Below are 17159 nucleotides of genomic sequence, written 5' to 3'. Positions count from 1 at the left end.
ATTTTAATAGTGTTTAGGTCACACGCTTAAACATTTTTTCTAAGTCATAACCAGTAAAATGAATCACAATCGGCCTGCCGTGTGGGCACGTATACGGACTGCTTGTCTTGCGCAGCTGGTTCAGCAAGCTTTCCATTTCTGCATGTGTCAGGAAGCGGTTCGCTTTAATCGAAGCTTTGCAGGACATCATGATGGCAGCTTTTTCGCGCATCAACACGACATTGGCTTGGGCGTTTTCGCCCGTTTCCAGTACAAACTGAATGAGCTCCTCAATGACCTCCAGCTCAGCCCCTTCTGGGAACCAATGTGGATGCGCACGAACGATAAAGGTCCGTCCCCCAAACGCCTCGATCTCCAAACCAAACGATTGCAAAAGCGACAGTCGCTTCTCCAGTTTGCTCGCCTCTGCTGCCGTATACTCCACCGTATGTGGAAATAGCATGATCTGGCTGGAAATGCCCTCTTCTGCAAGCTTGTCCATGAAATACTCGTAAAAAATCCGCTCCTGCGCGGCATGTTGATCGATTAAATACATGCCTTCGTCATTTTGCGCGACGATGTAGGTGCCGTGTACTTGACCAACTGGGTACATAACGGGAACAGGCGAATCCGTCTCATGTTCATTGGTCGCTTCCAAGAGTGGCTGTGATTGATCGGTACCTGCTGTGGCTGAATTGTCCTCGCCGCTGATTTCATTCGTTGAATGAGGAGCAAGGGATGGAGCCTGGGCAATGTCCAATTGTTCCGGAATCTTAGTCTCATAAGGTTGGAAAGATTCTCTCGTGTCCGTTTGATCCAACATAGTTGCCTGCACAATTTCATGCGGGATAGCCTCTACTTTTGCAAACTCCAGCTTTTCATAGTTGACTGCCGACTCCTTCACCGTGCCACTCTCAAGGGATAGTGCGATATGAGGCACTACATCCACTTGCTTACTGGTTGTTTCCTGCTTGGCCATCCATTCCTGGAGTCGGGGACTCGCTGCTAACAGTGGCGATTGTGGTGTTTCAGGCTTGCTGATTTGCAGGTCAAACTGCGGTTGTACGACCTGGGTGACGACCTTCGCTTTTGGTTGCGTAGCCATGGGTCTGACAATTCCTAAGCCTTGTCGCAATGTCTCTTTTACCGATTGCTCTATAGCACTGCACAATTCATCTTCTTTACTGAATCTCGCCTCAAGTTTGGCAGGATGTACGTTCACATCGACCAGTGACGGATCCATCTCGATCTGCAAAGCCACAATCGGATAACGGCCGATGGGTAACAATGTATGATAACCGCGCATAATCGCATTGTTGATCGAATAGCTGCGCACGTACCGACCGTTTACCAGTGTCGAAAGGTATGAGCGATTCGCCCTTGTTACTTCCGTCTTCGAAAGAAAACCAGACCACTTATAGTCGAGGGTCTCCCCTGCAATTGGTAGCAACAGCTTCGCTACTTGCACACCGTAGATAGCCGCCATGACGTGTAGCAGCTTTCCGTCGCCAGACGTTTGCAAGAGTGTCTTACCGTTATGAGTCAGCAGGAAGGAGATCGACGGATGCGTGAGTGCAAGCCGATTCACATAATCGGAAATATGTCCGACTTCCGTAGCGATCGACTTCATGTATTTCAAGCGCGCAGGTGTGTTAAAAAACAAGCTGCGTACACATACTTCCGTCCCTTTTACAGCGGCTTTATCAGAAATCGTTCCGAGCTGACCACCTTCAATCAAGAGCTGAGTACCTACCTCACTACTGGACGTACTGCTCGTCAGCTCCATGCGCGAGACTGCAGCAATACTCGGCAGGGCCTCGCCACGAAAGCCCAGTGTACGAATGCGGAACAAATCACGAGCGTTGCTGATTTTACTGGTGGCATGGCGCTCAAAAGCCAGCTGGCAATCTTCCCGATCCATCCCTTTCCCATTGTCAACGATCCGAATCATCTCCAGACCGCCTTCCTCTACGTGGATCTCGATTGTCGTTGCACTGGCATCAATTGCATTTTCGACCAGCTCTTTGACAACCGAAGCCGGTCTTTCCACTACTTCCCCTGCAGCAATCATATTGGCGAGATGCTCATCTAAAACTTGAATGGTTCCCATGAGTGCCTCCCCTCCGGACGAACCCTATCGCTTTTTCAATTGCTGTTTCCATGCATATAGCTTCATCATGGCGTCCATTGGCGTCGTTGAATTCAAATCCAGTTCGCGCAGTTCAGCCATAATCGCTTCTTCCTCCGCTGACGTAAACTGCATCGTTTCTTCACGCACCGCAGCAACTGGTGCCGTCCATAGCGTTTCGAGCGACATTTGCACGTCACTCGCTACATTTCCATTCCCTGCATTTCCATTCGCTTCAAGCCCAGTTAAGATACTGCGCGCCCGTTCAATGACCCAGGTCGGCATTTCAGCCAGCTCAGCCACATGGATTCCATAACTTTTATCTGCTCGACCTTCTTCAATTTTGTGAAGGAACAAGAGCTTTCCTTCCCGTTCTTCGCATCGAGCGTTGACATTCACGACACCACTCAACGTCTCTGCTAACCCGGTCAACTCATGGTAGTGCGTCGAGAAGAGTGTTTTGGCACCGATTTTTTGGCAAATGTACTCAATGACTGCTTGTGCAAGCGCCATTCCATCGTACGTCGAAGTCCCGCGGCCAATTTCATCAAGTAGGATCAAGCTCTTCGCTGTCGCTTTTTGCAGGGCGTGTCTGGTCTCCAGCATTTCCACCATAAACGTACTGTGACCACCTACCAAATCGTCGGCTGCCCCGATTCGAGTAAAGATCTGATCAACAATCGCCAGCTTGGCCTGTTTAGCCGGAACGAAGCAACCGATCTGTGCCATCACCGTAATCAAGGCGATCTGTCTCATGTACGTACTCTTACCTGCCATATTTGGACCCGTAATGAGCAAAACTTGGCGATTCGTCTGATCCATCTCCACGTCATTTGCCACGTATTTTTCGCGCTCCAGAACGGCTTCCACTACTGGATGACGCCCTTCTGTAATGACGTAATCGCCGCTTTCCACAAGCTCAGGACGTATAAAACCGCGCTCGTCACTTACCGTAGCAAATGCCTGAAGAACATCCACAGATGCAATGCGCTCAGCGAGATTCTGCAGTCTTGGTATATGCTTCGCGACCTCACTTCTTACCGTCACGAACAGTTGATATTCCAACTCAATCATCTTTTCTTCCGCTTCAAGAATGAGCGCTTCGCGTTCCTTCAACTCTGGTGTGATGTACCGCTCTGCATTAGCCAAAGTTTGCTTGCGCTCATACCGCCCCGCCGGAACGTTGTGGATATTAGACTTCGATATTTCGATGTAATAGCCGAACACCTTATTGAAGCCTACTTTGAGTGAACGAATCCCTGTCGCTTCCCGCTCTCCCTGCTCTAGTTGGGCAATCCACGTCTTCCCTTCACGACTTGCCGTATGGAGCTTGTCCAGGTACTCATCGTATCCCGTCCGAATCATTCCGCCTTCACGAACCGATATCGGTGGATCATCCACGAGCGCATGAGCCAAATAGTTGACGATATCCGTACACTCATCCATCCCTTGTGCAAGTTCCATCAATACCGGCGTATTCGTTTGGATCATATACTGCTTCAGCTCTGGAACAGCCTCCAAAGACATCCGTAGCTGTATGAGATCTCGTGCGTTCGCATTCCCGTAGGAAATACGACCCGCTAGACGCTCCAAATCATAGACACGATCCAAGCAAGTCCGCAAATCGGAGCGAAGCAGCATATCACCCTTCAAGGCTTCCACAGCACTCAGACGTGCCTCCAACTGATCGCGACTGAGCAATGGGCGCTCAATCCATCTGCGCAAAAGACGACCACCCATTGCGGTTTGAGTCCGATCTAACAGCCACAACAGAGAGCCTTTTTTCGTCTTATCGCGAATGGTCTCTGTCAATTCCAAATTGCGTCTGGAAAAGCCGTCCATTTGCAGATACTGCTTTGCATCGTACTGTTTTAACAGGCGCATATGGGCAAGACTGCGTTTTTGCGTCGTCCCTATGTAGAACAAGAGAGTATTGACCGCCGCTCGCATGGACATATCCAGCCCTTTTGCCTGCTCCGCATATTGACTATCCACCGCAAATGCGTCCAGTTGGTTTGCATCCACGACTGTAGATGGCAATGCTGTCTTCGGCAAAACAGCGAGGCCAAAAAAGACGAGCTCCTTGGGGCGATATTGCAAGGCTTCATCCAGAAAAGCCTCTGCTTGTCCCACCAAAGAGGTAACGTACATCTCGCCTGTACTCATATCACACGCAGCAACACCTGTTCGCCCTTCTACTTGGGCCAACGCTGCCATATAATTGTTTTCCTTATCCGTCAGCCATTTGCCTTCCATCATCGTTCCCGGAGTAATGACGCGTGTAACTTCCCGGCGAACGACCCCTTTGGCTTCTTTTGGATCTTCGACTTGCTCACAAACGGCTACTTTATGTCCTTTTTTCAGTAGCTCTGCAATATAGCCATCTGCCGCATGATGTGGAACACCACACATTGGTATGCGCTCAGAACCACCACCCTCACGTCCCGTCAGTGTAATTTCCAGCTCACGGGACGCAAGAATGGCGTCATCAAAAAACAGTTCATAAAAATCGCCTAAGCGAAAAAATAAGAAAGTATCCGGATAATCTTTTTTGATAGCCAGATACTGTTGAATCATCGGGGTATATTGAGCCATGATTTTCTTCTCCTAGCCTACGAATTCTCGTCGCTATTATATCATGATTGTACGGTAATGTTGACCCTGCATCCAATGGTAGATCTGTTTATGCTAGCTTCCATGTCTTGCGAAGGTCTTCATCCGTTCTCCACGATTGGCTTTCGATTAAAAAAGAAAAGTATCGATCCAAATGAACTCGTGACAGTGTATAGCCTGGTAGCTCCTTTAATTCTTGCCAGACTTGGGCAACGTACGGCAGGAGCTTTTCTTTTTCGCCCTGGTAGTACGCTTTGATGAGCGGGAGCTTTAGATGAGGCGTCGCTTGTAGCTTCTCGTGATTGGTTGCAACCAAATGGGCCAAATGAAGAATACCTCGAGTGACAAGGGGATCAACGAGCCAGCTGGGGAGTGTACGATATTCGAATCCATATTCCTTCTCCCTTACATCCCCCAAAAATCCATATCGCTCTCTGCGGCTCATACAGCCTGCATCCTCAATCAGAACAAGGGGAAGAGCCAAGTACGCATCCAATTTTCGCCGAAGAGAAAAAGTAGGGGTAAGCCCGCCAAAATGAATATGCCCGCCGATTGGATAACCTTGAAACGGCATTCCGCCAGCGAGCCATTCGATAGACGAATTCCCTATTTTCTTGTATGCGAGTGCCAGATTATCGTAGATATGCATAAATAATTGATCAGGGTCCTCCGAGGGCGCAGGTCTCAATTCTGCAACCGGGTGCTGATGGAGACCTAATTCTTCCCGATAGCGTGTCGTATCACATCCAACCGTGCCATTAATACTCAGGAAGTCAGAAGCAAGTGCCATCTCTCCAGTGGGCTTGCGTAAAGCAAACTCGGGATCAGCCCCCAAGCTTTGCAGCTTTTGCGGCTGTTTGCGCATCCGACCTTCCCACCAGTCTCGAGCCTGCTGCATATATTCGTCAGCATCCTTGGCTGGCCAATTTGGTTCCACCTCGACGACCTTAAGCCGATGGGGAGAAGCCGCCATGATCGTCACTTGACCCGCATCGGCTCCAGCGGCATACAAACTGCGCGCAGCCAGCCCTTGCACCACCTGTACCTCCGTTTCGGTGGAAGGCAGGGAAACAGATTGCCACTCAGGTTCCTGCATCCGGTGCAGCAGCCATTGTGATTGCTCCTCGCTCCTGGCGATTTCCAGTACATGGTCTTGGTAAAGGCAGATCCTATATGTCCGCCAGCCCGGTCGCGCTGCTTTTCCTGTCGTTACAGGTATTCTCCCTTGCCGGAGCAACCAGCGCCCGATTTCTGGACGATGCAAATACGCTACGACTTCTTTAGCGTTAGCCGTCATCGGTTGTGTTACTGGCGTTTCCTGCTTGTTAGCTCGCTGACTCGCCTTTGTGCGTAGAATCATGCCTTCCACACTCCCCCGCTATTCTCTCGTTATCTTATGACTGCGCCCAGAAAAAAGTGTGGATGGTACGCATCCGAAAAAAAGAAAAAAGAGGAGATAATTTCTCCTCTTTAGTCGAGCTCGTCGAGTAGCGTAGCGGAATCAAAGTCATCAAACTCGTCACTGTTATCTTCAAAGTCGTCAACCAGATGGAACTCTTTGTCATCACAACTATTGCAGACAACAACGCACACCTTTGTTTCTCCAATGACCTCTACTGCATATTCGCTTTCAACTCTGACTGTGATTGTGCCACCACCACTTAACTCCGCTTTTATGCACTTCGGTTGCTCCACGGCGCGTGCAACGATTTCCAGATCGCCTCTGCAGTTCTTGTCGAAGAACGTAAGCGGTACGAGTACGGAGAACTTAACAGTTTCCCGCTTGACTTCGGTTTGCGTGTTATTAGCAAACGAAAACCACAGGTTGACGTCATACATACCAGATACTTCAACGGCATCTCCGACTTTCTCTGCTTGGAAGTTCGTGTTTATAATCCAGCATCCGAGGATCGTCGAAGGAGTTTGCGACGGTATGATGGTGTGGGTTGTAGTAGAAAATTTATGGCCTTTGCCGCAGACTGCTTTCGCGATAAGTTCCCGGCACTGTAGATCTTTGTCTATACCCGACATTTCGTTACCTCCTCCATACAACGTTTCTGTACATTTGTATGCAGGGCATTCGACTAGCGTGCAAACAACCACCTTATATTTGGGAAAGTTGTTGGGTACTCATCAATACAGCGCCGGGAAGGCTTTCTATCAAGAATTAGGAGCAGCAGCCACCAGATTTTTTCTTTTCAGGCCCGCCACCCGTCTCTCCAGTCAATGGGTTTCCGCCTGTATCCAAAATAATACGCTCCGAAACGGTGTTCGTGATCACGTTCGTGACCATTTGCAATAGATCATTCACATCGACTTGCGATTGCTTGAATTCCGTCACGATTGGAATGGAATCCAGCTCCTCATGCAATTGGTTGTACTCGCCTTCCACTTTTTTCACCAGTTCCGGCTTGTTGATGGATTCAAACATCACCATTTGCTTTTGCTTCTGCTTCAAGGTGTCAATCAAATCTTGCACACGTTCATTGTGCTTGATTTGCAATTCGGCACGTTTGAAGAAATCGACTTCATTCGTACGCGTGATCATAGCTGCAAGTTCGCGAGCTTTATCAAGAATTTCTTTCTGGGTATACACGTTTGTTTGTTCCATAATGACCTACACCTCAACTTTGGATACGAGTTCTCCGTGGAGTGTCCACGTTTTCGCATCTGTAATTTTTATGTGCACATACTGTCCGATCAAGGATTTGTCGCCAGTGAAATGGACCAACTTGTTCGTACGCGTACGACCCGCGAGCACTTCCGCATTCGTCCTCGATTCGCCTTCCACCAGTACCTCGACAACCTGATCCTGCAGTTTTTTGTTCTGCTCCAGTGCGATGCGAGCCAACACTTCATTGAGTCGATATAAGCGCGCTTTTTTCACTTCCATTGGAACGTTGTCTTCCATGACAGCAGCCGGTGTACCTTCACGTGGGGAGTAAATGAAGGTATACGCAAATTCATACTTGACCTCTTCCACCATCGAAATGGTATCTTCAAACTGCTCATCGGTTTCGCCTGGGAAGCCAACAATAATATCGGTAGAAAGCGAGACATTCGGGATCGCGTCCTTGATTTTGCGAACGAGCTCCAGATAATGCTCACGAGAATATTTGCGCGCCATCCGCTTGAGTACTTCTGTCGAACCGGATTGGACAGGCAAATGGATTTGCTCCACCAGGTTGCCGCCCTTTGCCAGCACCTCGATCAAGTGGTCGTCAAAATCACGCGGATGACTTGTTGTGAAGCGCACACGCGGGATATCAATCTTGCGGACCTCGTCCATCAGGTCTCCAAAACCATACTCGATGTCCTCAAAATCTTTCCCATACGCATTGACGTTTTGTCCAAGAAGCATGATTTCCTTAAAGCCTTGGCGAGCGAGATCACGCACTTCCGCGATAACATCTTCCGGGCGTCGACTGCGCTCTTTTCCGCGGGTATACGGCACGATACAGTACGTACAGAACTTGTCACAGCCATACATGATGTTAACCCAGCCCTTGGTGTTTCCTTCGCGGAGCTTCGGCATATTTTCGACGATATCGCCTTCTTTGGACCAAACCTCAATCACCATTTCTTTACTGAACATCGCATCGCGCAACAGCTCTGGCAGACGGTGAATATTGTGCGTTCCAAAAATCAAGTCGACCTGCTGGTAGCTTTTCAGGATTTTCTTAACAACTTTCTCTTCTTGGGACATGCAACCGCAAACACCGAGGATCAGATTCGGATTGTTATTCTTGAGCCGCTTCATGTGGCCAAGCTCTCCAAATACTTTATCTTCTGCATTTTCGCGGATCGCACAGGTGTTAAATAGGATAACATCCGCATCTTCGACAGAATCAGAGGAGGTATAGCCCATTGCCTGCAAAATACCAGAAATCGTCTCCGAATCATGCTCGTTCATTTGGCAGCCATACGTACGAACGTGATAACGCTTTCCTTTTCCGATGTGCTGCATGTCTTCTGGGATATTAAAATCGTAATGGACTAAAATCTCTTCCTTACCACGCTTTTTCGCATCTTTCAGAGAGGGGGCCTGGAAGTATTTCGCATAGTCTTCCGTTTTCTTTGGAGACTTAACGGATTTTAAGTCCACAGTCGCCTCTTTCGTTTCCTTCATCATGTATCACCTCAACTAAAATCATCTACATAAGTAACCAATAAAGAATTATATCATTTTGGGTGATACAAAAGCTAATGCATAATAACTATTATGAGGCAAAAAATGTACGAAACGGCGAGAGACCGTGCCGATCATCTCTGGGTATTCCCGGTTTGTTAACCCCTTCCCGCTCCAAAAGCGTTCCATCCAAATCAAACAAGCATGCCCTTACCATTTGGAACTCCGTCTTTTTTCCTATTTTCACCATAATATTTTTTCTCCTGCAACAATACAAGCCCACTCGCCGTCTGAATAGCAGTCAACAAAAACTACATTGCCATTTTGAGGAGGTTAACATGAAAAGAGCACTAGCCGTATTTTTGTCGGTGTTGATGTTCTTAATGATTATCCCAGTCGTCGGTGCCGCTTCCACTCCTTCGTTCTCAGACGTTCCGCGTAGCCATTGGGCATACAAGGAAATTACGGAGATGGCGGCAAAAGGGATCATCAAAGGATATGACAATGGGACGTTTAGACCGAACAATGAAGTGACCCGCGCCGAATTTGCCAAAATTATGATCGCAGCAGCAGATGTAGATATAAACAAACGCTACGTCGACCAAACCTTTAAGGATGTTCCGCGTCATCACTGGGCATTTCTGTATGTGGAATACGCCAAGCCTTACTTGACTGGTTACAAATCCGGCTCCACTTACACGTATAAGCCAGATCAAGCTGCAGTACGTGAAGACATTGCTGTCGCATTGGTACGCCTGTTGCGCTACGATCAAAAGTACAAAGCCGACCTGAATCAATTGAAAAAGTTCCGTGATTACGATGATATTTCGTCAGCTCTGCGTCCGTATATTGCGATTGCGATCCAAACTGATCTGATGAAAGGATACAATGGCAATTTCCGTCCACAAGATCCGATTACTCGTGCGGAAGCTGCTTCTCTGCTCTATCGTGCTATTTTGGATCGTGACGATGATGATGAGATCAAAATTGTATTCCCTACCCCTGGTCAACCGCAGCCTCAGCCAGAACCAGAGCGAATCAATATCAGCGATTCCTTCTCTGATTCCAAATTGAAAAACTGGAATACAGACAAAGCGACAGGAAAATGGGAGGTCGCTAGCAAACAAGTGACAGCGGAATCCGATGACGATGATCTGGATCACTACTTCCTGCCACTGAATTGGAATGAGTCTGACAAAGTTAAGAAATACGAATTGAGCGTCGATGTCAATGTCGTAGGCAGTGAAGGTTTAGGAGGCCTTTACTTCAACGGGAAAGACGGAAAAGCCAATGTTGTATTCGTCCAAAAAGATCGCGTTGTTTTAGGGAAAGTGAATGATGTCGAAGAAGACGATATTGACATCATTACTTCTAGCTCCTACAAGCTGAAATCCAGCAATCGCTTAAAAGTAGAAGTTAACGAGAACACGGTTTCCATTTACCTGAACGATCAATACTTGTTCGGTCAACAGTATGTGAAACAAGAAGGCACAAAGCTCGGTCTGTACCTGCAAGAAGAGGCAACTGAAAACGCGCCTCGCAAAACGACCTATCTGGACAATTTCTCCTTCAAGGAGACTAAATAAAGAACCATATTTTGACCCGACAAGCTATCTTGGCCTGTCGGGTATTTTTTCACTCTCCTTGACATGCATGTTCTACCAAATGGAAAAAAGATAGCGAAAACGTAGAAATAAACGCATTTCAGATGTTATAATGGTAGCTATTCTTGTCCTGTGAAGGAGCCTTCCTATGTCGTTTTCTGTTAATCAACCGTTTCGCTGGATGGACTCCGGTACCTACCAGGATAGTCCACTTGAGCCTTTAATCCGTGATGAAGCGTTGGCAGCCAGTATGCAATTTGAATCTGCAACCCCTGTGATTCATCTCTGGGTGTACGATCAGGCGCTGTATCTCGGCCGTAGAGACGCCAAGCTTCCTCATCTCCAGCAAGCCTTGCGTAAGTTTGGTCAAGATGGCTTTGGTTGTGTGCTTCGCTCATCTGGTGGAGCTTGTGTTCCGCTTGATGCTGGCGTTCTCAATATGGCTTGTTTATTACCTGACACTTCGATTTCCATTGACTCCTTCTTCTCATTTGTTGCCCAGCTTCTTGACGTGGGCCTGCGCGATTATGGGAAGCTGGAATTTGGAGAAGTGACGGGTTCCTACTGTGCAGGGGAATACGATTTTTCCATTCATGGTAAAAAAATCGGAGGTATGGCACAAAGACGCACGCGACACGGCTCTATTTTGCAGTTATGCATTAACGTCGACGATCGACCACGAGGGGAATGGATGGAGCACTTTTACCGTCTTGCCGGCTTGGATGAAATGCAAAGTCATAAGCCAATTCCTTCCATTGATGCTTCTACCGTTGGCAGCATTGCGAGTTTGACTGGAAAATTGCCCACTATGGATGATGTAAAAGCACGTCTATTGGAGACAATCCGTTCTGAGTGGGCTGTATCACCTACCCCCTTTTATGTGCAAAATGAGTTAGTGACAGAGTCGAGGCATCATTTGTCGCAACGATTACACTTATTTTCTTATACCGCAAAAGAACTGGCCGCACCTGACTGGCACTTACCCGAATAACGGGCATTATATTTGCTTTTGATACTCCAGGTGCTGCCGGAAAAATTCCGGAGGAATTATGAATAGCAATCGAAAGGGGACGTTTCAGGATCTGAATGCCCTTTTTGTTTTTGGGGCTCTTACTGTCTTGATGATTCACATCCTCAGTTTTTTTCTCTCAAATGAGAAGACGTATCCGTGGAATAGTGATTTACAAGCCGTTCTAATCATCTTGTTAAAATTCGGTCGTTCTTTGTTTATATTTGCAACTGGAATGCTTCTGTTTTACTGGTATCAGCACCGACAATTGGATTGGCGTGCTTTCTGGAAAAAACGCTGGCGCGCAGTTATTTTGCCTTACGTAATTTGGACGGCCATCTTCACCTATTTTAAACACCAAACCTCTGACCCGGCCGTGCTCGTTGGACCGTTTTTCGAAAGCCTGTTTAATGGCAGTTCGTTCTACCACCTGTACTACATTCCGCTTTACTTGCAACTGTGCTTGTTGTTTTGCCTGATCAAACCGTGGATGGAACGGTACTTGAACTTCCGCTGGATCATCGCGCTATTTATTGGACAGGCTGGTCTGTACGTTCTCTATCACTATTTGTTCATTAAGCCGTTATGGGCCATTGATTGGGCTGCAAACCCATTCCTGTCCCTCATGCAGCACAGTTATGTTTACGGACAGCATTATGTTTTCATGTACGTATTTACTTTTGCACTCGGCGCTTATGCCGGGATGAATGTGGATAAATGGCGGACGTGGGTGAAACGCCTTCAAATACCTTCTATCGTTGTGATGGCATGTGCTGCTGTTTGGATGGCGTACAGCTATCTTTCCGGCTCCAAAAGCTATTACGAGAGCATGAATATTTTTGAACCGCTTTATTTGGTGTACACACTCTGTGTGATCATCAGCTTTTACCCTGCATCCAGTTATCTCGGCAAACTGCCTAACCTCGGTCTGTGGCTTGCCCGGTTGGCCAAACAAAATATGGCTATCTATTTGGTTCATCCGTTGATCTTGTTCTTACTGCAGAGCTATGTCATTCATCGACTAGGCTGGTCGACGCCGTCATTGGTTCTCGGCATGTTCGTAATTACACCGCCACTGTGCATTTTCCTTTTCGAATTGACGACGATGTCCTTTTGGTTCAATCGAAGAAAACGTATGGAAGCAAAACCGATTTTCAAAAATCAAACGTATAAAGCATAAGGGATACACTGGTTTCCTCTAAACTCCTAATGTAAAAAACAATATGATCTCCCATACTAGTACGAGGGACGATTGTTCCACACCTCGATTACTTGCCTGGCGTAACTGCCGGGCTTTTTTTCGTCTAATGCCCCGTCAAAGGCTTGGTGACGCCAAGTTTTCTAAATGTAGCCCTACCGTTTGTACCTCGCTTACGGTATCATAGAAGAGGACCACGAGCAGTGCTTACTGCTATAGACGACAGAAAGAAAAGGTGGTGGATCTGAATGAATCAAGAGATCCCTTTGTTACATATTCCGATCAAAGATCTCATAATCGCGTCCACAAAGGTCGCACATGTGCAGTTAGGTAATTCGCTTGAGCACACCCTGCTAGTCCTAATCAAGTCCGGCTATTCAGCCGTTCCTGTACTGGATCATCAGTATCGTTTGCATGGGTTAATCAGCACGAATATGATCATGAATAAGACTCTAGGTTTGGAACGCTTCGAGACCGAGCGTATGTCCGAACATATTGTAGATGATGTGATGGATACGAAAGTCCCTCGATTGCGTGACACCGATGAATTTTTGAAAGCATTGGAAGTTTCCATTAATCACCCTTTCGTCTGCATTGAAGACGACGAGCACTATTTCCAAGGAATCTTGACTCGAAAATCGATATTGGCTTTGGTATATCGTCACTTTCGCAATCTGCCCTTTCCTTTGGCTGACCAACAACAGCCGGCAGAATCGTAGGTCACGGCATACAAAAAGACGGGGCAATAAATGCCACCGTCTTTTTCACATTCTTCTGCGTTACTTCTTTAGAGTAATTAGCTTGGCGATAGAAGCTGATGCTTCCGGTTCTTTTTTTCAGCGAGTAATGTCTGCGCATATTCCAGTGGATGACGGTACGTTTGTTTAAACATCGCCTTCTCTCCTGCCTTGAAAAAAGAATAGCGCTGATCACGCACATTGACTTCAATTAAATACGGATTGCCTCGCTCGTCAATTCCCATATCCATCCCTAGATCTGCTAATGATGAAAAATGCCAACCATACTGCTTCGCAATTTCCACCGCGGCTATGCCAACTCTTTCGATGACCGCTTGTTGTTGTTTCACTTCAGGAAAGATGGGTACCAAAGCTTCCGAAAACGGCACTGCTGTCCCACCTCGAGAGAGATTGCTCAGCTTGTTTTTCTGATTGGCAACCTTGGCAACCATCCCGCTCACAGTCCACTGTTTCTCTTTGTTTTTCTGCACCGAAACACGAATATCAAACGTTTTTCCTCCATAGCGCGCCAAAGGAATTCCTCGCTGGATCAAAAATCTTTTGTTACCGACCCAACGTCGCACCGTGGAGAGTATCTGCGAATGAGATAAAATCTGCCGCTTTTTCGAGGCAATGAAGTAATAATTGCCTCCATGCCGTTCAATACGTGCTACCCCAATTCCGACTGATCCAATCGAAGGCTTGACGTACACCACCTGGTACTTATCCAAGAACTGACGCAACTGCTCCATGGAATAAGGAACGGTATGTGGCAGATAGCTGCGGATGTGTTCGTTTTTCCAGAGCATCTGGTGTACTCTTCTCTTATCCCGTACAACCAAGCCATTGAACACCGTCTTCTTTTGGCTCAATCTTCGAATCACATTTCGTGCTTTTGTATCCCCTGTCAACACACGATTGTGGATGACGCGCGGGACTGAAACCAGTTGGGAGACGAGTCGATTTCCGTTCCAAAAATATCCCTTGACCCTTTCATCTCCTGGCTTCACATGCCGCGGATGGAAAAAAACAGGCTCCAATCCAAGCTCTCTTCCGATTTCGACATAATAAGGCAGACGCTCATATGACTTGAGGCCTTGAATACCTTTCTCCATAAGGGCCCAATCCAACATTATCCCGATTCTGTCCACGTAGATCCCCCTTGCCACATTGCTCTCACATAGGGTATGTGCCAGAAAGGGCAAGAGCGTGCCTATTTTTGTACACCTCTTTCGCGAACTGACAAAATAATTGCTTTCTCATAGGAATGATGTCGGATGCTGCGCTTGCCCGGGAAAGGATCGCATTTCGTTCTTTTTATTGTCCCCGGCGTTCGATAGCCAGTAAAAATGGGGCTTGGTTTTGCTGATTGATATATTGATATTTTAAAACCAAATAATCCAATTGGCTTAGCTCGTGGCAGAATGCTTCTACTGCCTCTTTTTCCGTCTCTCCCGCCGAATGCCCCCAATAAATCATGACTGTCATGATTCCGCCTGGTCTGAGCACCCTAAACCCTGATTGAATCGCCTGAATGGTACTACTCGCTTGTGTTGTGATTTCTTTGTCTCCACCCGGTAAATAGCCCAGATTAAACATGATCGCCGCGGCACTAATCTCCAGCTTGTCAATTTCCTCATGACTGGCGAGCATCATTTCTACCCTGTTCGCCAGACCTTCTCTCTCGAGTCTCTCTCGCGTTTTCTCGATCGCCTGCGGCTGGATATCAAAGGCGATTACTTTCCCCTCTTCTTGCACCAATTGCGCAAGAAATAAGGTGTCATTTCCATTCCCCATCGTGGCGTCTACAACAGTTTCTCCTACTTGTACCCGTTCACGGATTAATTTACGTGCAACTTCTAATACATTTGGAAACACAGTCAACTCTCCTCTCTATGTACACAAACCTTGTTATAAATCGATTTGCAGGCCGATGCGCGCCGCATAAACTGGACCTGCAGCAAAGGCATTGGCCTCCGCGATTACTTTAGACTCATCATAGCCGTAAAACAAATGCGTAACTAATAAAGAACGGCAGAATAAGGATTGTGCCAGTTCTGCCGCTTGGCGAACAGACAGATGCCCATTTTGCTTGGCTGGTAAATTGTAATCCAGATAGGTCCCCTCGCAAATAAACAAATCCGCTTGATTCGCAAAGCCCTCCCAGGCTGTACCTGGTCCACTGTCAGCTCCGTATACGAGGACATGACCGTTTGCTTCCAAACGCATAGCGTAGCATGGATCTCCATCACCATGGTCTGTCCGTAAAAAAGTAATCGAGACGTCCCCAATGGTAACAGACGTTTCTTCGGTGATTGGGGTAAATGTGGTCGCATCTCGATACACCAATGTCTGAGCATTGGCCACTGGCAGCGCAGGAGCGTAGATCGGAAGCGGCTTGTCAGCAGGTCTTTGGCCAAATAGCTGATGAACCATTAAACCGTACTGCATCACTCCTACATCCGCAACATGATCATGATGATAGTGAGATAAGAGCATGGCATCCAGCTCATAAATGGGCAAATGCTTGCCTAACTGAGCAAGAACACCGCTCCCGCAGTCGAGAAGAATTTTGACACGGTCTGTTTCAATTAGGTAACCCGGAGTAGCACCCCCTGGGCCAGGATAAGGAGATTGATAGCCTAACACGGTAACGCGCATATTCGGTTCACTCCCTCTCATAGGATGGAATAAGGTGGGACAGGAGGTCTGAGATGCAAGGAACATGGAGAGCCGCATGGCAGATCGCTTTTACGTATATTGGGACAGTCGTAGGAGCTGGTTTTGCCTCAGGCAAAGAAATTGTAGAGTTCTTTGTTCAATATGGAACACAAGGCTTAGTGGGCATCATTCTGGCGACGACGCTGTTTATTTGGGCAGGCATCCGCGTCATGCTGATTGCCTATCGGATTCAGGCCGATTCCTATCAAGAAGTCAGCACCTATTTATTTGGGCATCCGTTTGGCACTGTATTTAATACCTTGCTCTTAACCGTATTGCTAGGCACTACCTCCGTCATGCTCGCTGCTACCGGCGCGATTTTTTGGGAGTCATTTCGATTATCTCCCCAAATCGGCATTTGGTTTAGCATGATTTTGATTTTTTTCGTGACGAAAAAAGGGCTGTTTGCCATCCATCACGTGAACAGCATTTTTGTTCCGATGCTCATTGGCTTTACTGTACTTGTCTTCCTTTATACGAAGCCATGGTTAGATACGAATGTCGTCGTTGAATCTTTACGGCCTTGGGCGTGGCTTAGTTCTCCCTTTTATTATGTTGCCTTAAATGTCACGCTTACACAAGCGGTTTTGATTCCGATGGGTAGACAGAGTACAAGCGAGAAGCCTCTCATCCTGGGGGGAATCATAGGAGGATTGGGAATAGGCCTTCTGCTCTTGCTCGCCTATGCTTCTCTCTCTGTAAAAATGCCGGGAATCCATCACGCGGAAATGCCTATGATTGCTGTGCTGCAAGGCTTGGGGCCAACCATTCCTTTTTTATTCTCCCTATTGGTGTATGCCGAAATTTTCTCGACTCTTGTGGCCAACGTTTTTGGTCTAGCGCAACAGATTAGACAAGTTACCCCCCTTCGAGGGCCGACTATTTTACTCGGGATTTTGCTGATTTGCTATTTGATCAGTTTTATCGGGTTCAGCTCGCTTCTCCGCTTCCTGTATCCACTCTTTGGTCAATTGGTTGTCTTTTTCCTTGTCATGCTCGTGTACAGGCAGTGGCGCGAACGCAATCGAGTAGGAGGGAGTG

General features: G+C 47.3%; 15 protein-coding genes. 5 read left to right on the top strand and 10 right to left on the bottom strand.

Annotated features, from left to right (window positions below):
• Positions 1 to 13: 13 nt before the first annotated feature.
• The 7 genes from mutL to C7R92_RS31985 all read right to left on the bottom strand — a co-directional run bounded on the left by mutL (position 14) and on the right by C7R92_RS31985 (position 9099).
• Positions 14 to 2089 (bottom strand): DNA mismatch repair endonuclease MutL, encoded by a 2076-nt coding sequence (gene mutL, locus C7R92_RS09300; RefSeq protein ID WP_106834036.1) that lies wholly within the window; start codon positions 2087 to 2089, stop codon positions 14 to 16.
• Positions 2090 to 2113: 24 nt separating this feature from the next.
• Complete coding sequence (mutS, locus tag C7R92_RS09295) at positions 2114 to 4702, bottom strand: DNA mismatch repair protein MutS (RefSeq protein WP_106834035.1); 2589 nt, start codon at positions 4700 to 4702, stop codon at positions 2114 to 2116.
• A gap of 88 nt (positions 4703 to 4790) precedes the next feature.
• Positions 4791 to 6080 carry a putative amidoligase domain-containing protein gene (locus C7R92_RS09290; RefSeq protein WP_106834034.1) on the bottom strand — a complete coding sequence of 430 codons (1290 nt, stop codon included), beginning with the start codon at positions 6078 to 6080 and terminating at the stop codon, positions 4791 to 4793.
• Positions 6081 to 6190: 110 nt separating this feature from the next.
• On the bottom strand, positions 6191 to 6751 hold the full coding sequence (gene cotE / locus C7R92_RS09285; protein WP_017249244.1) for an outer spore coat protein CotE: 561 nt from the start codon (positions 6749 to 6751) through the stop codon (positions 6191 to 6193).
• A 136-nt stretch (positions 6752 to 6887) separates the two neighbouring features.
• The gene (locus tag C7R92_RS09280; protein WP_017249245.1) at positions 6888 to 7331 is read right to left on the bottom strand and encodes a YlbF/YmcA family competence regulator; all 444 of its coding nucleotides are present in this window, start codon (positions 7329 to 7331) and stop codon (positions 6888 to 6890) included.
• Positions 7332 to 7337: 6 nt separating this feature from the next.
• Positions 7338 to 8849: a tRNA (N6-isopentenyl adenosine(37)-C2)-methylthiotransferase MiaB gene (miaB, locus tag C7R92_RS09275; RefSeq protein ID WP_017249246.1), complete on the bottom strand. Its 1512-nt coding sequence runs from the start codon at positions 8847 to 8849 to the stop codon at positions 7338 to 7340.
• 91 nt (positions 8850 to 8940) lie between these two features.
• Entirely contained in the window at positions 8941 to 9099 is a 159-nt protein-coding gene (locus tag C7R92_RS31985; RefSeq protein ID WP_158265735.1) for a hypothetical protein, read from the bottom strand.
• Positions 9100 to 9187: 88 nt separating this feature from the next.
• On the opposite strand from C7R92_RS31985, the gene C7R92_RS09270 reads away from it, so the two are divergent.
• The 4 genes from C7R92_RS09270 to cbpB all read left to right on the top strand — a co-directional run bounded on the left by C7R92_RS09270 (position 9188) and on the right by cbpB (position 13379).
• On the top strand, positions 9188 to 10435 hold the full coding sequence (locus tag C7R92_RS09270) for an S-layer homology domain-containing protein (protein ID WP_106834033.1): 1248 nt from the start codon (positions 9188 to 9190) through the stop codon (positions 10433 to 10435).
• Positions 10436 to 10601: 166 nt separating this feature from the next.
• Positions 10602 to 11444: a lipoate--protein ligase family protein gene (locus tag C7R92_RS09265; RefSeq protein WP_106834032.1), complete on the top strand. Its 843-nt coding sequence runs from the start codon at positions 10602 to 10604 to the stop codon at positions 11442 to 11444.
• Between the two features lie 58 nt (positions 11445 to 11502).
• Positions 11503 to 12642: an acyltransferase gene (locus C7R92_RS09260; protein ID WP_106834031.1), complete on the top strand. Its 1140-nt coding sequence runs from the start codon at positions 11503 to 11505 to the stop codon at positions 12640 to 12642.
• A 266-nt stretch (positions 12643 to 12908) separates the two neighbouring features.
• The gene (cbpB, locus tag C7R92_RS09255; protein ID WP_069849175.1) at positions 12909 to 13379 is read left to right on the top strand and encodes a cyclic-di-AMP-binding protein CbpB; all 471 of its coding nucleotides are present in this window, start codon (positions 12909 to 12911) and stop codon (positions 13377 to 13379) included.
• Positions 13380 to 13456: 77 nt separating this feature from the next.
• Here the strand turns inward: cbpB and C7R92_RS09250 are convergent, their stop codons facing one another.
• The 3 genes from C7R92_RS09250 to C7R92_RS09240 form a co-directional block, all read right to left on the bottom strand.
• On the bottom strand, positions 13457 to 14548 hold the full coding sequence (locus C7R92_RS09250; protein ID WP_106834030.1) for a YheC/YheD family endospore coat-associated protein: 1092 nt from the start codon (positions 14546 to 14548) through the stop codon (positions 13457 to 13459).
• 166 nt (positions 14549 to 14714) lie between these two features.
• Positions 14715 to 15275 (bottom strand): tRNA 5-(aminomethyl)-2-thiouridylate-methyltransferase MnmM, encoded by a 561-nt coding sequence (gene mnmM / locus C7R92_RS09245; RefSeq protein WP_106834029.1) that lies wholly within the window; start codon positions 15273 to 15275, stop codon positions 14715 to 14717.
• 33 nt (positions 15276 to 15308) lie between these two features.
• Positions 15309 to 16058, bottom strand: coding sequence for an MBL fold metallo-hydrolase (locus C7R92_RS09240; protein WP_106834028.1), 750 nt, complete (start codon positions 16056 to 16058; stop codon positions 15309 to 15311).
• A 53-nt stretch (positions 16059 to 16111) separates the two neighbouring features.
• Here C7R92_RS09240 and C7R92_RS09235 point away from each other — a divergent pair.
• The coding region (locus C7R92_RS09235) for a YkvI family membrane protein (protein WP_106834027.1) at positions 16112 to 17159 on the top strand (1048 nt) is incomplete at its 3' end.

This window comes from Brevibacillus porteri (genome assembly GCF_003013475.1).
GTDB lineage: Bacteria > Bacillota > Bacilli > Brevibacillales > Brevibacillaceae > Brevibacillus > Brevibacillus porteri.
Note: the sequence above shows the minus strand (reverse complement) of the source record. Positions and strands in the feature narration are given on the sequence as shown.